The organism is Xenophilus sp., from assembly GCF_044462705.1.
GTDB lineage: Bacteria > Pseudomonadota > Gammaproteobacteria > Burkholderiales > Burkholderiaceae_C > Xenophilus > Xenophilus azovorans.
In genome coordinates, this window is sequence record NZ_JBIQNC010000093.1 from 1 (window position 1) to 18,645 (window position 18,645).

15 protein-coding genes are annotated in these 18,645 nt (G+C 71.0%); 11 read left to right on the forward strand and 4 right to left on the reverse strand.

Going from position 1 to position 18,645, the window contains the following annotated elements; genetic code table 11:
- Positions 1-100: 100 nt before the first annotated feature.
- On the reverse strand, positions 101-1,729 hold the full coding sequence (locus ACIY1X_RS14795; RefSeq protein WP_399681718.1) for an MFS transporter: 1,629 nt from the start codon (positions 1,727-1,729) through the stop codon (positions 101-103).
- 100 nt (positions 1,730-1,829) lie between these two features.
- Here ACIY1X_RS14795 and ACIY1X_RS14800 point away from each other — a divergent pair, with 100 nt between their 5' ends.
- Positions 1,830-2,423, forward strand: coding sequence for a hypothetical protein (locus ACIY1X_RS14800; protein ID WP_399681721.1), 594 nt, complete (start codon positions 1,830-1,832; stop codon positions 2,421-2,423).
- 15 nt (positions 2,424-2,438) lie between these two features.
- On the opposite strand, the gene ACIY1X_RS14805 is transcribed toward ACIY1X_RS14800, so the two are convergent.
- A complete protein-coding gene (locus ACIY1X_RS14805) occupies positions 2,439-2,915 on the reverse strand; it encodes an Lrp/AsnC family transcriptional regulator (RefSeq protein ID WP_038202243.1) in 477 nt (158 codons plus the stop codon).
- A 180-nt stretch (positions 2,916-3,095) separates the two neighbouring features.
- On the opposite strand from ACIY1X_RS14805, the gene ACIY1X_RS14810 reads away from it, so the two are divergent.
- The 5 genes from ACIY1X_RS14810 (at position 3,096) to ACIY1X_RS14830 (ending at position 12,874) form a co-directional block, all read left to right on the forward strand.
- Positions 3,096-6,704, forward strand: coding sequence for an indolepyruvate ferredoxin oxidoreductase family protein (locus ACIY1X_RS14810; protein WP_399681722.1), 3,609 nt, complete (start codon positions 3,096-3,098; stop codon positions 6,702-6,704).
- Between the two features lie 218 nt (positions 6,705-6,922).
- Complete coding sequence (yajC, locus tag ACIY1X_RS14815; RefSeq protein WP_038202237.1) at positions 6,923-7,252, forward strand: preprotein translocase subunit YajC; 330 nt, start codon at positions 6,923-6,925, stop codon at positions 7,250-7,252.
- Between the two features lie 183 nt (positions 7,253-7,435).
- Entirely contained in the window at positions 7,436-9,337 is a 1,902-nt protein-coding gene (secD, locus tag ACIY1X_RS14820; RefSeq protein WP_399681724.1) for a protein translocase subunit SecD, read from the forward strand.
- Positions 9,338-9,349: 12 nt separating this feature from the next.
- Positions 9,350-10,303 carry a protein translocase subunit SecF gene (gene secF / locus ACIY1X_RS14825; protein ID WP_399681727.1) on the forward strand — a complete coding sequence of 318 codons (954 nt, stop codon included), beginning with the start codon at positions 9,350-9,352 and terminating at the stop codon, positions 10,301-10,303.
- Positions 10,304-10,423: 120 nt separating this feature from the next.
- Positions 10,424-12,874 (forward strand): DUF1631 family protein, encoded by a 2,451-nt coding sequence (locus ACIY1X_RS14830; RefSeq protein WP_399681730.1) that lies wholly within the window; start codon positions 10,424-10,426, stop codon positions 12,872-12,874.
- A 9-nt stretch (positions 12,875-12,883) separates the two neighbouring features.
- On the opposite strand, the gene dprA is transcribed toward ACIY1X_RS14830, so the two are convergent.
- Complete coding sequence (gene dprA, locus ACIY1X_RS14835) at positions 12,884-14,017, reverse strand: DNA-processing protein DprA (protein WP_399681733.1); 1,134 nt, start codon at positions 14,015-14,017, stop codon at positions 12,884-12,886.
- 31 nt (positions 14,018-14,048) lie between these two features.
- Positions 14,049-15,257, reverse strand: a complete 1,209-nt coding sequence (locus tag ACIY1X_RS14840) for a LysM peptidoglycan-binding domain-containing protein (RefSeq protein WP_399681736.1) — start codon at positions 15,255-15,257, stop codon at positions 14,049-14,051.
- A 171-nt stretch (positions 15,258-15,428) separates the two neighbouring features.
- Between ACIY1X_RS14840 and def the strand changes: the two genes are divergently transcribed.
- Genes def through ACIY1X_RS14865 form a run of 5 tightly spaced genes read left to right on the forward strand, consistent with a single transcriptional unit; the run spans position 15,429 to position 18,502 of the window.
- Positions 15,429-15,965: a peptide deformylase gene (gene def / locus ACIY1X_RS14845; protein ID WP_399681739.1), complete on the forward strand. Its 537-nt coding sequence runs from the start codon at positions 15,429-15,431 to the stop codon at positions 15,963-15,965.
- On the forward strand, positions 15,962-16,465 hold the full coding sequence (locus ACIY1X_RS14850; RefSeq protein WP_399681742.1) for a hypothetical protein: 504 nt from the start codon (positions 15,962-15,964) through the stop codon (positions 16,463-16,465). Before def ends, ACIY1X_RS14850 begins: the two co-directional genes overlap by 4 nt.
- Before the next feature lie 8 nt (positions 16,466-16,473).
- Positions 16,474-17,424 (forward strand): methionyl-tRNA formyltransferase, encoded by a 951-nt coding sequence (gene fmt, locus ACIY1X_RS14855; protein ID WP_399681744.1) that lies wholly within the window; start codon positions 16,474-16,476, stop codon positions 17,422-17,424.
- Positions 17,424-18,164, forward strand: a complete 741-nt coding sequence (locus ACIY1X_RS14860) for an AzlC family ABC transporter permease (protein ID WP_399681747.1) — start codon at positions 17,424-17,426, stop codon at positions 18,162-18,164. Before fmt ends, ACIY1X_RS14860 begins: the two co-directional genes overlap by 1 nt.
- Positions 18,161-18,502, forward strand: coding sequence for an AzlD domain-containing protein (locus ACIY1X_RS14865; RefSeq protein WP_399681749.1), 342 nt, complete (start codon positions 18,161-18,163; stop codon positions 18,500-18,502). The genes ACIY1X_RS14860 and ACIY1X_RS14865 overlap by 4 nt, the downstream gene beginning before the upstream one ends.
- The last annotated feature ends 143 nt before the right edge of the window (positions 18,503-18,645 follow it).

Here is an 18,645-nt window from a genome sequence, read left to right on the forward strand (position 1 = left end):
GCCTGGACCGACGCGGCCGATGCCGGGCCGTTCGACGCGCAGCGGATCCTGCAGTCATGCGCGGGACGCCCGGCCGCCCTCGCTGCGGCGTGAGGCGAAGCTAGCGCGTGATGACGTAGCGCTTCACCACCGGCGGCACCTCGCCCTGGTGGAAGGCCAGCCGGCGCTCGCGCAGCGCCAGGTCGGCGGCGGTGGCCCGGCTGTAGCGGCGCTGGTGCTCCGTCCACGACTCGTCGACGATCTGCTCCACGTAGCGCTCCGGCTGCGACACGTCGTGCAGCAGCTCCCAGCCGATGGCGCCCTCGCCCAGCCGCGCGCGGCGGGTGTGCTGCATCACCACGTGGAAGGCGGCGGCGCGCGCCGGGTCGATCAGGTATTCCACCGTCACCAGCACGCGGCCGCTCTCGGCCGGCGCGTCCGGCATCGGGTGCGCCGGCCAGCCGGCCTGCGCCGGGCTCATGTCGTCCTCGCCCACATGGTCCGTCACCGTGCGGATCGCCAGCCACATGACCAGGACGCCGCTGACGGCCGAGATCATCAGGCTGGTCTGCATGCTGCTGACCTCGGCCACCTGGCCCCACAGCGCGGCGCCGAAGGCGCTGGCGCCCATGATCGCCATCTGGTACATCGCCATGCCGCGCGCGCGCACCCAGTCCGGCAGCGCGAGCTGGGCCGAGACCGAGAGCGAGTTGGCCGTGGTGATCCAGGCCGCGCCGCCGAAGAACATCGCCGGCACCGCCACCCAGGCGTTGGGCGCCACCGCCATCACCAGCGTCGCGGCCGAATGCAGCGTGGCCCCGCGGATCACCATCTGGTCGCGCCCGTAGGCCTGGCGCAGCCGCGGCATCACCAGCACGGCGCCGATGGCGCCGGCGCCCATCGAGGCCAGCAGCAGCGTGAAGGTGCCCGCGCCGCCGCCCTGCAGGCCGCGTGCCAGCAGCGGCAGCAACGCCAGCAGGGCGGTGGAGTGCAGGAAGAAGATCGCGATGCGCGTGAGCACCGCCCGCATGCGCGGCGACTGCCGCACGAACTGCACGCCCACCCGCATCGCGCTGATCAGCCGCTCGCGCCCCAGCGGATGGGGCCGGTGCTCGCGCCGCCAGCGCAGCACCACGAAGCCCGAGGCCACGCACAGCACCGCGTTGAGTGCGAACACCCACACGCTGCCGGCGCTGGCGATCAGCACGCCGGCGGTCAGCGGGCCGATGATGCGCGAGGCGTTCATCGCGATGCCGTTCAGCCCCAGCGCCGCCGGGAGCTGCGTGCGCGGCACCAGCTCGGGCACGATGGCCGAGAACACCGGCCAGCGCATCGCCAGGCCGATGCCGTTGGCGAAGGTCAGCACCAGCAGCAGCGGCGCGGTCATCAGGTCCAGCGCGATGGCCGCGCACAGCACCACCGCCGCGCCGGCCAGCCAGAACTGGGTCACCACCAGCCAGCGGCGGCGGTCCAGCATGTCGGCCAGCGCGCCGCTGGGCAGGCCCAGCAGGAACACCGGCAGCGTGGAGGCCGACTGCACCAGCGCCACCCACACCGGCGAGGTGGTCAGCGTGGTCATCATCCAGGCGGCCGCCACGTCGTTCATCCACATGCAGACGTTGGCCATGAGCCAGGTGCTCCACAGCATGCGGAACACCGGCAGCTTCAGCGGCTCCAGCGCGGCCCAGCGCGAGGGGCGGGGCTTGAGCGGCGACAGGGGGGGCGATTCTTCGGGGGTGATGGGTGGCATCGGCAGGCGATTGTCGCGGCGGATCGGCCGCCGGTCCGCCGGGGGCAGACAATGCCGACTTCGCTGACCCGCCACGGCCCCGGCCGGACCGCACCACCGCATGCAGCACGAGGTTCTTTCCGCCCACGACATCTTCGCCCATGTGCGCGTCGTCATGGGCATGGTCATCGGCCTGGGGGTCACGCGGCTGCTCTCGGGCGTCGCGCGCATCGTGCAGCACCCGCGGCAGTACCGGCTGCATGCGGTGCACCTGGCCTGGGTCGCCTCGGTGCTGCTGGCGCTGGTGCATTTCTGGTGGTGGCAGTTCGGGCTCAACCAGATCGAGGTCTGGACCTTCGGCACCTACCTCTTCGTCATCGGCTACGCGATCGTGCTGTTCCTGCTGTGCGCGCTGCTCTTTCCCGACAGCATGCAGGACTACGCGGGCTACGAGGACTACTTCTACACGCGCCGCGCCTGGTTCTTCGGGCTGCTGGCGGCCACCTACCTGCTGGACGTGGTCGACACCTTCATGAAGGGCGAGGCGCACTTCGCGCGCTTCGCCCGCGAGTACCTGGTGCGCACGCCGATCCTCGTGGTGCTGTGCCTGGTGGCGGCGCGCACCGCCAGCCGGCGCTTCCATGCGCTGTTCGTCGCCGCCACGCTGGCCTACCAGCTGTCGTGGATCTTCCGGCTCTTCGACACCCTGGACTGAGCGGCGCCGGCGCGCTCAGCGCTCCAGGTGCCCCAGCGGCAGCGCCCGGCTGGCCTTGACCTCGCCCAGCGAGAAGCTGGTGTGCAGGTCCTTCACGTTGGGCAGGTTCATCAGGTGCTCGCGGGCGAAGCGCGAGAAGCCGTCCAGGTCCTGCGCCACCACCTGCAGCTCGAAGGTGCCGGTGCCGCTGATGTAGTGGCAGCTCACCACCTCGGGCATCTGGCGGATCGCCTCCTCCAGCCGGCGCGTGGCGTCGAGCGTGACGCGCTCGGTGTCCACCCGCACGAAGGCCAGCACGCCCAGCCCGATCTTGTGGCGGTCGATCTCGGCGTGATAGCCCTTGATGTAGCCGGCCGCCTCCAGCGCCCGCACGCGCCGCCAGCACGGCGCGGCCGACAGGCCCACGCGGCTGGCCAGCTCGGCGTTGGTCAGGCGCGCGTCGGCCTGCAGTTCTTGCAGGATGGTCAGGTCATACTTATCGATCTTTTCCATTGGGCCTTTATTGTCGCAATGTTGTTTCTTTGAAAGGGCCTTTGGAGGCATCAAAAGCAAACACCTGTCGCAGCTCCGGTCATACACTTTGCAAGCATCATGGCGACGGGGAGGCGTTCCACCCGAGCGCCGATCCGCCGATACAGCCACGCCCACAAGGCACAGCCTGGAGACACCACGATGAACGCCCCCCTGCCGGAACACATCCGCAAGGCCCTCGAGACCGTCACCCTCGACGACAAGTACAGCCTCGACTACGGCCGTGCCTTCATGAGTGGCGTACAGGCCCTCGTGAAGTTGCCCATGCTGCAGCGTCTGCGCGATGCGCAGCAGGGGAAAAACACCGCTGGTTTTGTCAGCGGATACCGCGGCTCCCCCCTGGGCGGCTACGACCAGGCGCTGTGGAAGGCCAGCAAGTACCTCAAGGCGCAGAACATCGTCTTCCAGCCCGGCGTGAACGAGGAGCTGGCGGCCACGGCCCTGTGGGGCACGCAGATGCTGGGCTTCTCGCCGAAGGACCGGCAGAAGTTCGACGGCGTGTTCGGCATCTGGTACGGCAAGGGCCCGGGCGTGGACCGCTGCTCCGACGTCTTCAAGCACGCCAACATGGCCGGCACCACGCCCTGGGGCGGCGTCATCGCGGTGGCGGGCGACGACCACATCTCCAAGAGCAGCACCGCCGCGCACCAGAGCGACCACATCTTCAAGGCCTGCGGCACGCCGGTGTTCTTCCCGGCCAACGTGCAGGAGATCCTCGACCTGGGCATCCACGCCTTCGCCATGAGCCGCTTCTCGGGCGTGTGGTCGGGCATGAAGACGATCCAGGAGATCGTCGAGTCGAGCGCCACCGCGATGATCGACCCGGAGCGCGTGGAGATCGTCACGCCCGAGGACTTCGAGATGCCGCCCGGCGGCCTGCACATCCGCTGGCCCGACGCGCCGCTGGAACAGGAGGCGCGCCTGATGCACTACAAGTGGTACGCCGCGCTGGCCTACATCCGCGCCAACCGGCTCAACCACAACGTGATCGAAGGGCCCCATGACCGCTACGGCATCATGGCCAGCGGCAAGGCCTACAACGACACGCGCCAGGCGCTGCACGACCTGGGCCTGGACGACGACGCCTGCCGCCAGCTCGGCATCCGCCTGCACAAGGTGGGCGTGGTGTGGCCGCTGGAGGCGCAGCTCACGCGCGAGTTCGCCACGGGCCTGTCGGAGATCCTGGTGGTCGAGGAAAAGCGCCAGGTCATCGAGTACCAGCTCAAGGAGGAGCTGTACAACTGGCGCGCCGACGTGCGGCCCAACGTGCTGGGCAAGTTCGACGAACTGGGCGAGGACCACTCCGGCGGCGAATGGTCCATGCCCAACCCCACGGCCAACACGCTGCTGCGCGCCAACGCCGACCTGAACCCGGCGCTGATCGCCCGCGCGCTGGTCAAGCGCCTGAAGAAGACCGGCGTGCTCGAGTCCGGCGGCGCCGACATGGTGGCGCGCGTCGATGCGCAGATGGCCATCCTGGAGGCCAAGGAGCGCTCGATGCAGGTGCTCAACGCCGGCGGGGTGCAGGGCGCGGACCGCGTGCCGTGGTTCTGCTCCGGCTGCCCGCACAACACCAGCACCGTGGTGCCCGAGGGCTCGCGCGCGATGGCCGGCATCGGCTGCCACTACATGGCCAACTGGATGGACCGCGCCACCTACGGCTTCACGCAGATGGGCGGCGAGGGCGTGCCCTGGGTCGGCCAGGCGCACTTCACCACCGAGCAGCACATCTTCGCCAACCTGGGCGACGGCACCTACTTCCACAGCGGCCTGCTGGCCATCCGCCAGAGCATCGCGGCGGGCGTGAACATCACCTACAAGATCCTCTACAACGACGCCGTGGCCATGACCGGCGGCCAGCAGGTGGGCGAGCGGCCCGAGGGCCACTCGGTGCTGCAGATCGCCGAGAGCATGCATGCCGAGGGCGTGGCGAAGCTGGTCATCGTGACCGACGAGCCGGGCAAGTACGACGGCACGAAGATTCCCGGCAGCTACGGCGGCGAGCCGGTGTGCGTGCGCCACCGCAACGAGCTGGACGAGGTGCAGCGCGAGCTGCGCGAGACGCCCGGCACCACCGTCCTCATCTACGACCAGACCTGCGCCACCGAAAAGCGCCGCCGCCGCAAGCGCGGCACGATGGTGGACCCGGCCAAGCGGGTCGTCATCAACGAGCTGGTGTGCGAGGGCTGCGGCGACTGCAGCGTGCAGAGCAACTGCCTGTCGGTGGAGCCGCTGGAGACCGAGTTCGGCCGCAAGCGCACCATCAACCAGAGCAGCTGCAACAAGGACATGAGCTGCCTGAAGGGCTTCTGCCCCAGCTTCATCACCGTCGAAGGCGGGCAGCTCAAGAAGAAGGCCAAGTCCAAGGCGGCGGCGCCGGCGGAGCTGGGCGAACTGCCCGAGCCGGCGCTGCCCGCGCTGCACGGCGGCCAGGTGTGGGGCATCGTGGTCGCCGGCGTCGGCGGCACCGGCGTCATCACCATCGGCCAGTTGCTGGGCGTGGCGGCGCACATCGAGGGCAAGGGCATCGTCACCCAGGACGCCGCCGGCCTGGCGCAGAAGGGCGGCGCCACCTGGAGCCACGTGCTGATCGGCGACACGCAGAACGACATCCGCACCACCCGCGTGGGCACCGCGGCGGCCGACCTGATCCTGGCCTGCGACCCGATCGTCACCGTCAACGCCGAGACGCTGGCGCGCATGCGCGAGGGCCGCACCCACGTGGCGCTCAACAGCCACAGCGCGCCGACGGCCGGCTTCGTGAAGAACGCCAACTGGCAGAACCCGCAGGAGGCCTGCGCGGTGCAGATCGCCAAGGCCGTGGGCGAAGCGCACATGGGCGTCTTCGACGCCGATGCCGCCGCCACGCAGCTCATGGGCGACACCCTCTACGTCAACCCGATGATCCTGGGCTACGCCTGGCAGAAGGGCTGGATTCCGCTGTCGCATGCGTCGCTGATGCGCGCCATCGAGCTCAACGCGGTGGCGGTGGAGGCCAACAAGGCCGCCTTCGAGTGGGGCCGCCAGGCGGCGCACCGCCCGGCCGAGATGGCGAAGCGGCTGAACCCCGGCCAGGTGATCGAGTTCAAGAAGCGCGACACCGTCGAGTCGCTGGTGGCGCGGCGCGCGGAATTCCTCACCGGCTACCAGGACGCCGCCTATGCCGGCGAGTACCGCGCCTTCGTCGAGCGGGTGCAGCAGGCCGAGGCCGCGCTCGGCAAGACCTCGCTGGCCGAGACGGTGGCGCGCTACCTGTTCAAGCTGATGGCCTACAAGGACGAGTACGAGGTCGCGCGCCTGCACAGCGACCCGGCCTTCCTGGCGAAGGTGAACGGCATGTTCGAGGGCGACTTCAAGCTGAACTACCACCTGGCGCCGCCGCTGACCGCCAAGCGCAACGCCAAGGGCGAGCTGGTGAAGAAGCAGTACGGGCCCTCGATGCTCACCGCCTTCCGCCTGCTGGCGAAGCTCAAGGGCCTGCGCGGCACGGCGCTGGACGTCTTCGGCCGCACCGAGGAGCGCCGCACCGAGCGCGCGCTGATCGGCGAGTACCGCGCCGCCATCGAGGAGGTGCTGGCCGGCCTCACGGCCGACAACCACGCGCTGGCGCTGGAGATCGCGGCGCTGCCGGAGCAGATCCGCGGCTACGGACACGTCAAGGAGCGCAACCTGGCGGCGGTGCGCACCCGCTGGGCCGACCTGATGGCCCGCTGGCGCCAGGGCGGCGCGCCGGCGCGCGCGGCCGCCTGAGCCCGCCGGGCGCCGCAATCCCCCGGCCGGCGCGCCGGGTAAGCCGGCGCCGGGCCGTGGGCCGACGCATACAATTGCAAGGTTTTGCGCGGCCCCGCGCCGCGCCATGAGGCCGCCACCGGCGGCCGGCCCGTTCCGGGAGCCCCCCGGATGGCCGCGCGGATCCGCGTGTCCGCGCGGCTTTCGTCCTTGCTTCCCTTCCCCCGCTGGAGACCCCCGTGTTCATTTCCACCGCCTACGCCCAGACCGCCCCCGCCGCCGGTGGCGGCGACATGATGTCCTCGCTCGCCAGCATGCTGCCGCTGCTGCTGATGTTCGTGGTGCTGTACTTCATCATGATCCGCCCGCAGATGAAGCGCCAGAAAGAGACCCGCGCCATGCTCGAAGCCCTGGCCAAGGGCGACGAGGTGGCCACCGCCGGCGGCGTGCTCGGCCGCATCAGCGCGCTGGGCGACCAGTTCCTGACGCTGGAGATCGCCAACGGCGTCGAGGTGAAGGTGCAGCGCAGCGCCGTCGTGCAGGTGCTGCCCAAGGGTTCATATAAGTGATCACCCCCAGCCTGCGCGGACCTTGGCCTGCCCTGAGCCTGCCGAAGGGTTCCGCTCCGGCAACCCCCTGCAAGGGGGCACACGCAGCGGCCCGGCAAAGCCGGTTCCGCGCGTGTTCCCGCATGGCCTGCTCCGCGGCCTTCTGAACGAAGTTCGCCGCCGCAATTCTTCAGGTAACCAGCGATGAACCGCTATCCGGTCTGGAAGTACGCGATCATGGGGATCGTGCTGCTCCTGGGGCTGATCTACGCCCTGCCCAACTTCTTCGGCGAGGCGCCCGCGGTGCAGGTGTCGTCGGCCAAGTCCATCGTGAAGGTCGACGCCTCGACCCAGGCGCGCGTGGAGCAGGTGCTCAAGGACGCCGGCGTCGCCCCCGACCTGGTGACGCTGGACGCCAGCTCGGTGCGGGCCCGCTTCGTCACCACCGACGACCAGCTCAAGGCGCGCGACGTGCTGCAGCGCGCGCTGGTGCCGGACCCGTCCGACCCGCCCTACACCGTGGCGCTGAACCTGCTGTCGCGCTCGCCGGCGTGGCTCACGGCGCTGCACGCCTTCCCCATGTACCTGGGCCTGGACCTGCGCGGCGGGGTGGACTTCGTGCTGCAGGTGGACATGAAGGGCGCGCTGGACAAGCGCGCCGAGACCTTCGCCGGCGACCTGCGCACCGCCTTCCGCGACAAGAGCATCCGCGGCAGCGCCATCACCCGCAACGGGCAGGAGCTGGACGCGCGCTTCCGCGACGCCGCCGCCAAGGACGCGGCGAAGAACGTCATCACCGACCAGTTCCCCGACCTGACGGCGGTGGAGAGCCAGGACGGCAACAACTGGAAGCTCGCCATCTCCATCAAGCCGGAGGCCGCGCGCCGGCTGCAGGACCAGGCCCTCAAGCAGAACATCACCACGCTGCACAACCGCATCAACGAGCTGGGCGTGGCCGAGCCGGTGATCCAGCAGCAGGGCCTGGACCGCATCGTCGTGCAGCTGCCCGGCGTGCAGGACACGGCCAAGGCCAAGGACATCCTGGGCCGCACCGCCACGCTGGAGATGCGCCTGGTGGACGAGAGCCCGGAAGGCCGCGCGGCCGCGCTGGGCAACGGCCCCGTGCCCTTCGGCTCCGAGAAATTCCCGACCCGCAGCCTGGACGCGTCGGGCAAGCCCATTCCGGTGATCGTGAAGAAGCAGGTGCTGACCACCGGCGAGAACCTCACCGACGCGCAGGCCGGCTTCGATTCGCAGAAGCAGGAGCCCAGCGTCACGCTGAACATGGACGCCAAGGGCGGGCGCATCATGCGCGACGTCAGCCGCGAGAACATGAACAAGGGCATGGCCATCATCCTGTTCGAGAAGGGCAAGGGCGAGGCGATCTCGGTGGCGACCATCCGCGGCGAGCTGGGCACGCGCTTCTCCATCTCGGGCGCGATGGGCATCACCGAGGCCAACGACCTGGCGCTGCTGCTGCGCGCCGGCTCGCTGGCCGCGCCGATGGAGATCATCCAGGAGCGCACCATCGGCCCCAGCCTGGGCGCCGACAACATCGACAAGGGCTTCAAGAGCGTCGCCTACGGCTTCCTGGCGATCATGGCCTTCATGTGCGCGTACTACGCCCTGTTCGGCGTGTTCTCGTCGATCGCGCTGGCCGTCAACCTGCTGCTGCTGGTGGCCATCCTGTCGCTGCTGCAGGCCACGCTCACGCTGCCCGGCATCGCGGCCATGGCGCTGGCGATCGGTGTGGCCATCGACTCCAACGTGCTGATCAACGAGCGGGTGCGCGAGGAGCTGCGCGCCGGCGCCTCGCCGCAGGCGGCCATCCACGCCGGCTACGACCGCGCCTGGAACACCATCCTGGACTCCAACGTCACCACGCTGATCGCCGGCCTGGCGCTGCTGGCCTTCGGCTCGGGGCCGATCCGCGGCTTCGCGGTGGTGCACTGCATCGGCATCGTCACCTCCATGTTCTCCGCCGTGTTCTTCTCGCGCGGGCTGGTCAACCTCTGGTACGGGCGCAAGAAGAAGCTCAAGGCGGTGTCCATCGGCACGGTCTGGAAGCCCGACACCGACACGGCCCTGCCGGCCGACGCGAAGTAAAGGAGCGGCCGCATGGAGTTCTTCCGCATCCACCGCACCATCCCGTTCATGCGCCACGCGCTGGTGCTGAACGCGATCTCGATCATCACCTTCATCCTGGCGGTGTTCTTCCTGTTCCACCGCGGGCTGCACCTGTCGGTGGAGTTCACCGGCGGCACCGTGATGGAGGTCGCCTACACCCAGCCCAAGGACGTGGGCAAGGTGCGCGAGGTCGTCAGCGGCCTGGGCTATCAGGACGTGCTGGTGCAGGCCTACGGCAGCCCGCGCGACATCCAGATCCGCCTGCCCGTGCGCCAGGGCCTGACCTCGCAGCAGCAGAGCGACCAGGTGATGGACGCGCTCAAGGCCGAGGACCCCGCCGTGGAGCGGCGCGGCCTGGAGTTCGTCGGCCCGCAGGTCGGCGACGAACTGACCACCAACGGCCTGAAGGCGCTGGCGATGGTGGTGGTGGGCATCATGGTCTACCTGGCCTTCCGCTTCGAGTGGAAGTTCGCCCTGTCCACCGTCATCGCCAACCTGCACGACGTGGTCATCATCCTGGGCTTCTTCGCCTTCTTCCAGTGGGAGTTCTCGCTGGCGGTGCTGGCGGCGGTGCTGGCGGTGCTGGGCTACTCGGTCAACGAGTCGGTCGTCATCTTCGACCGGGTGCGCGAGACCTTCCGGCGCCAGCGCAAGCTGTCCACGCCCGAGGTGATGAACTACGCCATCACCTCCACCATCAGCCGCACCATCATCACCCACGGCTCCACCCAGCTGGTGGTGCTGTCGATGTTCTTCTTCGGCGGCCCGACGCTGCACTACTTCGCGCTGGCGCTGACCATCGGCATCTGCTTCGGCATCTATTCCTCCTGCTTCGTGGCCGCCTCCATCGCCATGTGGCTGGGGGTCAAGCGCGAGGACCTGGTCAAGGGCGGCGGCAAGCCGGGCCGCGACCCGGACGATCCGAACGCCGGCGCGGTGGTCTGAACACCGTCGGAAAAGGCCCGCTTGCGGGCCTTTTCGCCGTGATGGCGCACCGGCCGTGACGGCTTGGGTGTCACGATAGGCTGCGGTGCGTTACCATTTTTGTCCGCACCCTCCCCATACATGAGCACAGCGCCACCCTCCGAGTCCGCCCGGAAGCTCGCCCAGCAGACGCGCGAGCGTTTCGTGGGTGCCATGGACGCGGCCATCGTGACGGCCGCGCAGGCCGTCCGGGACCGGCTGGTGACGCTGGCCAACGAGGTGGCGACGGCCCGCGAGATGCAGGAGCACCGCGACAACCTGGTCGCCTACCGCGGCGCCGAGTCGGGCTGGGTCTCGCTGGCGCGCGCGCAGTGGCGCAAGGCCCTGGGCGCGGGCAACGCCGCCGGCGCCTCGACCATGCATTCGCTGCGCCTGGAACTGGTGGGCGACGAGGTGGTGGAGAACAACATCCTGTCCTCGCGCCTGGCGCTGGCGCTGCAGGACAAGGCCAACTTCGAGCTCAACGACCTGCGCCTGCGCATCCAGCACCTTGAGGGCAGGGCCGATCTGGACGGCCGGGACGTGCTCAAGCCCGAGTTCCTGGCCAAGCTGCTGGTCGAGCAATGGCTGGCCGCCGGCATGAGCCGCCAGCTGTGGACGCAGGTGCAGAGCCTGCTGCACGCGCAACTGGGCGAGGCCGCGCTGCGCGCCTACAAGGACGCCAACGCCTTCCTCATCGAGCACGGCGTGATGCCGGAGATCGATCTCAAGCGCCTGGTGCGCCGGCCCGGGCCGGGCGGGCCGTCGGGCCCGGTGCCGCTGGGCGGCAGCTTCGCCGGCACGCCGGCCACGGGCTCGATGTCCATGACCGCCAGCACGGCGGCGGCCGCCCACTGGCGCGCGCAGGGCGGTGCGGCGCACGAGATCCCGCCCGGCATGGCCGGCTTCGCGCCCGCGGCCATCGGCGTGCGGCCCTCGGGCCCGCTGGCGCCGCCGGGGCTGGGCTCCGACGCGGCGGCCGCCGGCCAGGGCGCTTCGCCGCTGGCGATGGCCCGCCAGCGGGCGCAGGGCGTGCTGCTCAGCCTGCGGCGCTTCGTCGGTGCCGCCATGGGCGGCGCGGGGGAGGCCGTCTTCGGCGCGACCGCGCCGGCCCTGGGCGGGGCCGGTGGCGGGGGAGGGGCGGCGGCCGGCGCCGCCTCGCCCGCCTTCATGGCCGCCATCGCGGACGCGGGCGCGGCCTACCAGGCCGGCAGTTCGGTCTACGTGGTGGGCACCGACGTGGCCGGCGGCGCCGCCGCGGTGCAGCGCAGCGCGGCCGAGCTGCGCCGCCGCTCCAACGAACTCAAGCGCCAGGCGCCGACCACGGCGGACAAGGCCACCGTCGAGATCGTCGCGCTGATGTTCCAGGCCATCCTGGCCGAGGAGCGCATCCCCTTCTCGGCGCGCGTGTGGTTCGCGCGGCTGCAGATGCCGGTGCTGCGCGTGGCCATCGCCGAGCCCGAATTCTTCGGCACCCTGCAGCACCCGGCGCGCATGCTGATCGACCGCATGGGCTCGGTGGTGATGGGCTTCGACGCCGCTGCCATCTCGGGCAGCGCGCTGGAGGGCGAGATCCGCCGCGTGGTGCAGGTCATCGAGCAGTACCCGGAAACCGGCCAGCGCGTCTTCAAGCTGGTGTACGACGAATTCGTCGCCTTCCTCAACAAGTACCTCACGCAGGGCGACGCCACCAAGAAGCTGATGAGCGTGGCGCAGCAGGTCGAGCAGAAGGAGACGATGGCGATCCAGTACACCATCGAGCTGCGCAAGATGCTCAACGACATGCCGGTGCGCGACGAGATCCGGGAGTTCCTGTTCAAGGTGTGGGCCGAGGTGCTGGCGCTGGCCGCGCTCAAGTACGGCGGGCAGGACGAGCAGACCGCCACGCTCAAGCGCGTCGCCTCCGAACTGGTGTGGGCCGCCAGCGCCAAGCCCAACCGCAGCGACCGCGCCCGCGTCATCCAGGAGCTGCCCAAGCTGCTGCAGCGGCTGCGCCAGGGCATGGAGCTGCTGGGCGTGACCGGCGCGCCGCAGGAGGAGCACATCAAGACCATCGGCAAGACGCTGTCGGACGCCTTCATGTCCAAGACGGCGGCCATCCCGTCGGCGCAGATCGAGGCCATGGCCTCGCGCCTGGCCAACCTGGAGGAGGTCGTCCAGGACGACAACGGCACCGAGCTGCCGATGGACACCGGCAGCGTCGAGCTGCTGTTGGGCGTGGACGCGGATTCGATCGAGGTGGTGGCCAACACCGGCGCCAAGGTGACCGAGGACATGCTGGCCTGGGCGCACGAGCTGCAGGTGGGCAACTGGTTCATGCTCGACCACAACGGCCGCGCCAGCCAGGTGCAGTTCGTCTGGCGCAGCGAGCGCAAGCACCTGCACCTGTTCGCGGCGCCGGACGGGCGCAAGTTCCTCATCCAGGCCGGGCGCCTGGCGGCCTACCTGCAGGCCGGCCTGCTGGTGCCGGCCGAGGAAGAGACGCTCACCGTGCGCGCCACGCGGGAGGCGCTGGCCAAGCTGGATGCCAACCCCGAGCGCCTGCTGAGCTGAGCGCTCCGGTCAGGCGCTCGCCAAACGCTGGAACAGGCCGCCGGGCAGGCGGCCGACATGGCCGTCCAGCTCCAGCTCCAGCAGCCGCGCCTGCAGCGTGGCCGCATCCAGGCCGGTGCGGGCGGCCAGCGCGTCCAGGCTCGCCGGGTCGTGGCCCAGGGCGTCCAGCAGGGCGTCGCCGTCCCGCGGCAGGGCGGCGGGCGCCTCCGCGGCCGGGGCGCGGCCGGCGCCGGGCCGCAGTTCTTCCAGGATGTCCTGCACCGACTCCACCAGCTTGGCGCCCTGCCGGATGAGGGCGTGGCAGCCGCGCGACTGCGGCGAGTGGATCGAGCCCGGAATGGCGAAGACCTCCCGGCCCTGTTCCACCGCCAGGCGCGCGGTGATGAGCGAACCGGAGGCCAGCGCCGCCTCGACCACCAGGGTGCCGCGCGACAGCCCGGCGATCAGCCGGTTGCGCCGGGGAAAGTTGGGCGTCAGCGGCGGCGTGCCGAGCGGGAACTCGCTGAGGATGACGCCGCGCCCGGCGATGCGGTGCGCCAGATCGCGGTGGCGTGCGGGGTAGACGCGGTCCAGCCCGGTGCCGACCACCGCCACGGTGACGGGCGGCGCGGCCCCCGCCGCTTCCAGCGCGCCTTCGTGCGCGGCGCCGTCGATGCCCAGCGCCAGGCCCGACACCACGCACAGCCCGGCGTCGGCCAGCGCCCGCGCGAACAGGCGCGCGTCGATGGCGCCCTGCGGCGTCGGGTTGCGGCTGCCGACCACGGCCAGGGCCTGCGGCCCGAGGTCGCGCAGGCGCACCCCGCGCGCGCCCAGCGTGTACAGCAGCAGCGGCGGGTCGGCCGTCTGCAACAGGGCCTGGGGATAGTCGTCGTCGGCCAGCGTCAGGATGCGGCGCTCGGCGCTGTCCTCCGGCGTCTCTTCGAGCCAGCGCCATGCGGCGTCCAGCGCCGCATCGAAGCCCTCGGGCGGCTCGCGCAGGGCCCGGGCACGCGCCGCGCCGCACAACTGTTCCAGGGCCGGCCCGCCCTGGGCGAAGACGGCATCGGGCAGGCCGAAGGCCGCGAGCAGGCGCCGCGCCTGGCCGTCGCCCACGCCGGGCGTGAGCGTCAGGCGCAGCCAGCCGGCCAGTTCATCGCGCTCCATCCCGCGCGACTGTAGCGGTGCCTACACCTTCTCAGGGATTGGCCAGCAGGTCGCCGGCGCGGGGCGTGTCGTTGATCTCGAGCACCAGCGCGTAGGACACGCGCGAGAAGGTGCGGAACACCATCAGCAGGCCGATGCGCTCGTTGGGCAGCTTGAGCGTCTCGCGGGTGCCGCTGGTCTTGTCGACGATGGTTTCGCCGTTCTTCAGGATGGCCAGCACGTGGCCGCTTTCCATGCCGTCGTTGCGGCCCTTGTTGATCGCCACCACCTGGTTCTGGCTGGCGTAGCTCACCGCGTTGCCGTAGACGGAGATGATGCGCCCGCCCTCGATCGTCTGCGCGGGCGCGCGGGGCACGTAGCTGACCAGCTGGCGCGGCGGCTCGGGCAGCAGGCGGTCGCCGGCGCGGATCTCCTCGCGCGCCGACACCACGTCCACCGTGGCCGGCACGACGGCCGTGAGCTCCTTGCCGTCCTTCATCTGCGTCTCGGTGGACTCGCCGCGCTCCAGCCGGACCTTGCCCAGGTATTGGCCCTCGTAGCCGAGGATCTCGCCCGTGCCCGGGTCCTTCAGCGGCGTGGCGTTGCGGAACACGCGCAGCTGCTGGCTGGGGCCGGGCGGCATCGCCAGCGGCGCGTCCGGCTCGCCGCGGGCGTAGGCGCGGTCGCCGCGCGAGAGCAGCACGCGGTCCTCGTTGCCGGCCACGATGCGCGGCGCGCGCGAGAGCACGCTCTCGTCGTCCACCACCTCCGGCTCGGTGAGGAAGGGCTCGATCAGCGAGGGGTTCAGCGTCGGCAGCGACAGGTCGGACGCCGACTCGTAGCGCGTGCGCGGCGAGAGCTTGACCGTGCCGCCGCTGCCGCCCCGGCGCGTCGACAGGCGGGCGCGGCCGCCGGTCTTGTCGAGGTACAGCACCTGCCCCGGGTAGATGCGGTGCGGGTTGGCGATGTCCGAGAGGTTCATGCCCCACAGCTCCGGCCAGCGCCAGGGGCTCCTCAGGTACATCCGCGAGATCGCCCACAGCGTGTCGCCGCGCCGCACCGTGTACTCGTCCGGCGCATTGGGCGCCAGCTCCGACAGCGGCACGCCCTGCTGCGCCGTCTGCTGGGCGATGGCCCGCTGCTGCGGCGTGATGGGGTAGTTCTGCGCGCCGGCCGGGCCCGCTGCGGCCGCGGCGAGGAGCGCGGCGGCCAGCGCGAGGGCGTTGGGATGCGGGCGAGGGCTGAGGCGGGTGTTCTTCATGGACGAATGGTTGCCCACCTTCGCAGCGCCATGCGCCTTGGGAGGTGAACAAATACTCACAATTTGCAACGAATTTTGCGCCCAAGCCCACCGCACGGCAACGGCAATCGCGTCACTTCGGGGCGCCGGGTTGCGGAAATGACGAAAATAGCGACAACTTTTGCCCGATTCATGGCCCTGCGAACCATTCTGAGCTACCCCGACCCCCGCCTTCACACGGTCGCCAAGCCCGTGGCGGCGGTGGACGAGCGCGTCCGCACCCTGGTGGCGGACATGATCGAGACCATGTACCACGCCAACGGCATCGGCCTGGCGGCCACGCAGGTGGATGTGCACGAGCGGGTGGTGGTGATCGACGTCTCCGAGGAGCGCAACCAGCCCCTGGTGCTGATCAACGCCGAGATCACCTGGGCCAGCGACGAGACGGTGGTCAACGAGGAGGGCTGCCTGTCGGTGCCCGGCATCTACGACGGGGTGGAGCGCGCCACCGCCGTCCGGGTGCGCGCCCTGGACGAGCACGGCGCCGAGCGCGAGATCGAGGCCGAGGGCCTGCTGGCCGTGTGCATCCAGCACGAGCTGGATCACCTGCGCGGCAAGGTCTTCGTCGAGTACCTGTCGCCGCTCAAGCGCAACCGCATCAGGACCAAGCTGCTGAAGCAGCAGCGCGAGGACCAGCGCACCGAGCCCCGCGAAAGGCAGCGCGCATGAAGAAGAGGCTTTTCCTGGCTGCCGCGGCGCTGGCGGCGGGCCTCTTGGCCGGCTGCGCCAGCGAGCCCACCCGCCTGCCCCTGGGCGTGAGCCGCGCCGAGGCCCTGCAGCGCCTGGGCGCGCCCACCGCCACCTACCCGCTGGCGGGCGGCGGCGAGCGCCTGCAGTACTCGCGCCAGCCGGCCGGCTTCGACGTGAACAACGTCGACCTCGATGCCACGGGCAGGGTCGTGGCCGTCTCGTCGGTCATGAGCGATGCCTGGTTCGACCGCGAGATCCGCGTGGACGCATGGCGCGTGCCCGACGTGCTGCGCACCTTCGGGCCGCCCGAGCAGGTCACCCGCGTCTTTTCCTTCCAGGGCGACGTCTGGCAGTGGCGCTACCTGCAGCTCAATTCGCCGCGCCTGCTCTTCATCTACATCGACCCACAGGGCGTGGTGCGCCGCTACCACACCGGGGACGACCTGCGCTTCGTGCCGCCGTCGCCCGGCCGCAACTGAAAGGCCCCGTGAGGATCGTCTTCGCGGGCACGCCCGAGTTCGCGCGCGTCGCCCTGGCGGCGCTGGATGCCGCCGGCTTCGACATCGCCCTGGTGCTCACCCAGCCCGACCGGCCCGCCGGCCGCGGCATGAAGCTGCAGCCCTCGCCGGTCAAGGCACTGGCGCTGGAACGCAGCTGGCCCGTCGCGCAGCCTCGCAGCCTGCGTCTGGACGGCAAGTACCCCGATGACGCCGCCGCGGCGCGCGCGGCTCTGGAAGCGGCCGGCGCCGATGCCATGGTGGTCGCCGCCTACGGCCTGATCCTGCCGCAGTGGGTGCTGGACTTGCCACGGCTCGGGTGTCTGAACATCCACGCCAGCCTGCTGCCCCGCTGGCGCGGCGCGGCGCCCATCCACCGCGCCATCGAGGCCGGCGACGCGACCACCGGCGTGACCATCATGCAGATGGACGCCGGCCTGGACACCGGCGACATGCTGCTGGCCGAAGCGCTGGACATCGGCGACGACAGCACCGCCCGCCTGCACGACCGCCTGGCCGCGCTGGGCGGAAGGCTCATCGTCCGGGCCCTGCGCGACGTCGAAGCCGGGCGCCTGCGGCCCGTGCCCCAGCCTGCCGAGGGCGTGACCTACGCCGCCAAGGTCGAGAAGGCCGAGGCGCGCATCGACTGGGCGCAGGACGGCGCCGCCATCGTGCGCCGCATCCGCGCCTTCGATCCCTTCCCCGGCGCCAGCACCGAACTGGACGGCGAGGTGCTCAAGCTCTGGGCCGCCGGCGCGCGCGCCGCCGTGGTGGAGGAGCGCCCCGGCACCGTGCTGGCCGCCGGGCCGGCCGGCATCGAGGTGGCGGCCGGCGGCGGCGTGGTCACCCTCACCGAACTGCAGCGCGCCGGCGGCCGGCGCCTGGGCGCGGCGGACTTCCTGCGAGGCTTCGACGTCAAGCCGGGCCAGGTGTTCGGCTGATGTTCCTTTCCTCCGCCATCCGCCGGCGGCCGGCCTTCCGCGAGGGCTGGCGCACCATGGCGCCGGTGGCCCTGGGCATCGGCGCCTGGGGGCTGATGACCGGCGTGGCGATGCTCAAGTCGGGCCTGAGCGTCTTCGAGTCCGTCGCGATGACGCTGCTGGTGTACGCGGGCAGTTCGCAGCTTGCCGCGCTGCCGCTGCTGGTCGCCGGCGCGCCGGCCTGGGTCATCCTGGCCACCGGCTTCTGCGTCAACCTGCGCTTCGTCGTGTTCAGCCTGCACCTGCGGCCCTACCTGCTGCACATGCCGCGCTGGCGGCGCCTGCTGCACGGCTACCTGACGGCCGACCTGAGCTACGTGATGTTCACCCGGCGCTTTCCGCGGCCCGCCGATACGCCCGCCGGGCTCGACGCGCAGGAGGCCTACCTCACCGGCGGCTACGCCGTCACCTGGCTCGCCTGGATGCTGCTCAGCCTCACCGGCATCGCACTGGCGAACTTCATTCCCACCCACTGGGGGCTGGGCTTCGCCGGCGTGCTCAGCCTGGTGGCGATCGTCTGCTCGATGGCCACCACGCGGCTGCGCATCCTGGCGGTGCTGGTGGCCGCGGCCACCGCGGTGGTCGCCTACGCGCTGCCGCTGAAGCTCAACATCGTGGTGGCGATCGGCGTGGCGGTGCTGCTGTGCTTCTGGCTGGAGAAGCGGCTCGGGCTGGATCCGGCGCAGGAGGACGAGGTATGACGGCGGAGCAGACCGACGCCTGGACGCTCCTGGTCATCGTCGGCCTGGCCGGCGTGACGGTGCTCACGCGCTGCTTCTTCTTCATCCTCGACCGGCCCTGGGCGCTGCCGGACTGGGCCCACCGGGCGCTGCACTATGCGCCCGGGGCCGCGCTGGCGGCGGTGATCGCGCCCGAGATCCTGATGACGGGCGGCCATTTCATCGACACCTGGCGCGACGCGCGGCTGTATGCCGCGGCCGTCGGCGTCGCCTGGTACTTCTGGCGCGGCGGCGTGCTGGGCACCATGCTGGCCGGCATGGCGGTGTACCTGCCGCTGCACCTCGCGCTGGGCTGGTAGCGGCCGGGCCGCACGCGGCCGGCGCGGGTTCCGGCATTCAGTGGCCGGCGTCGCCGGCAGCGGACAGGGACGGTACGGGCAGTGCGTCGAGGGCGTCGGCCAGGGCCTGGCGGCATCGCGCCTCGTCGCCGAGCTGCTCGAAC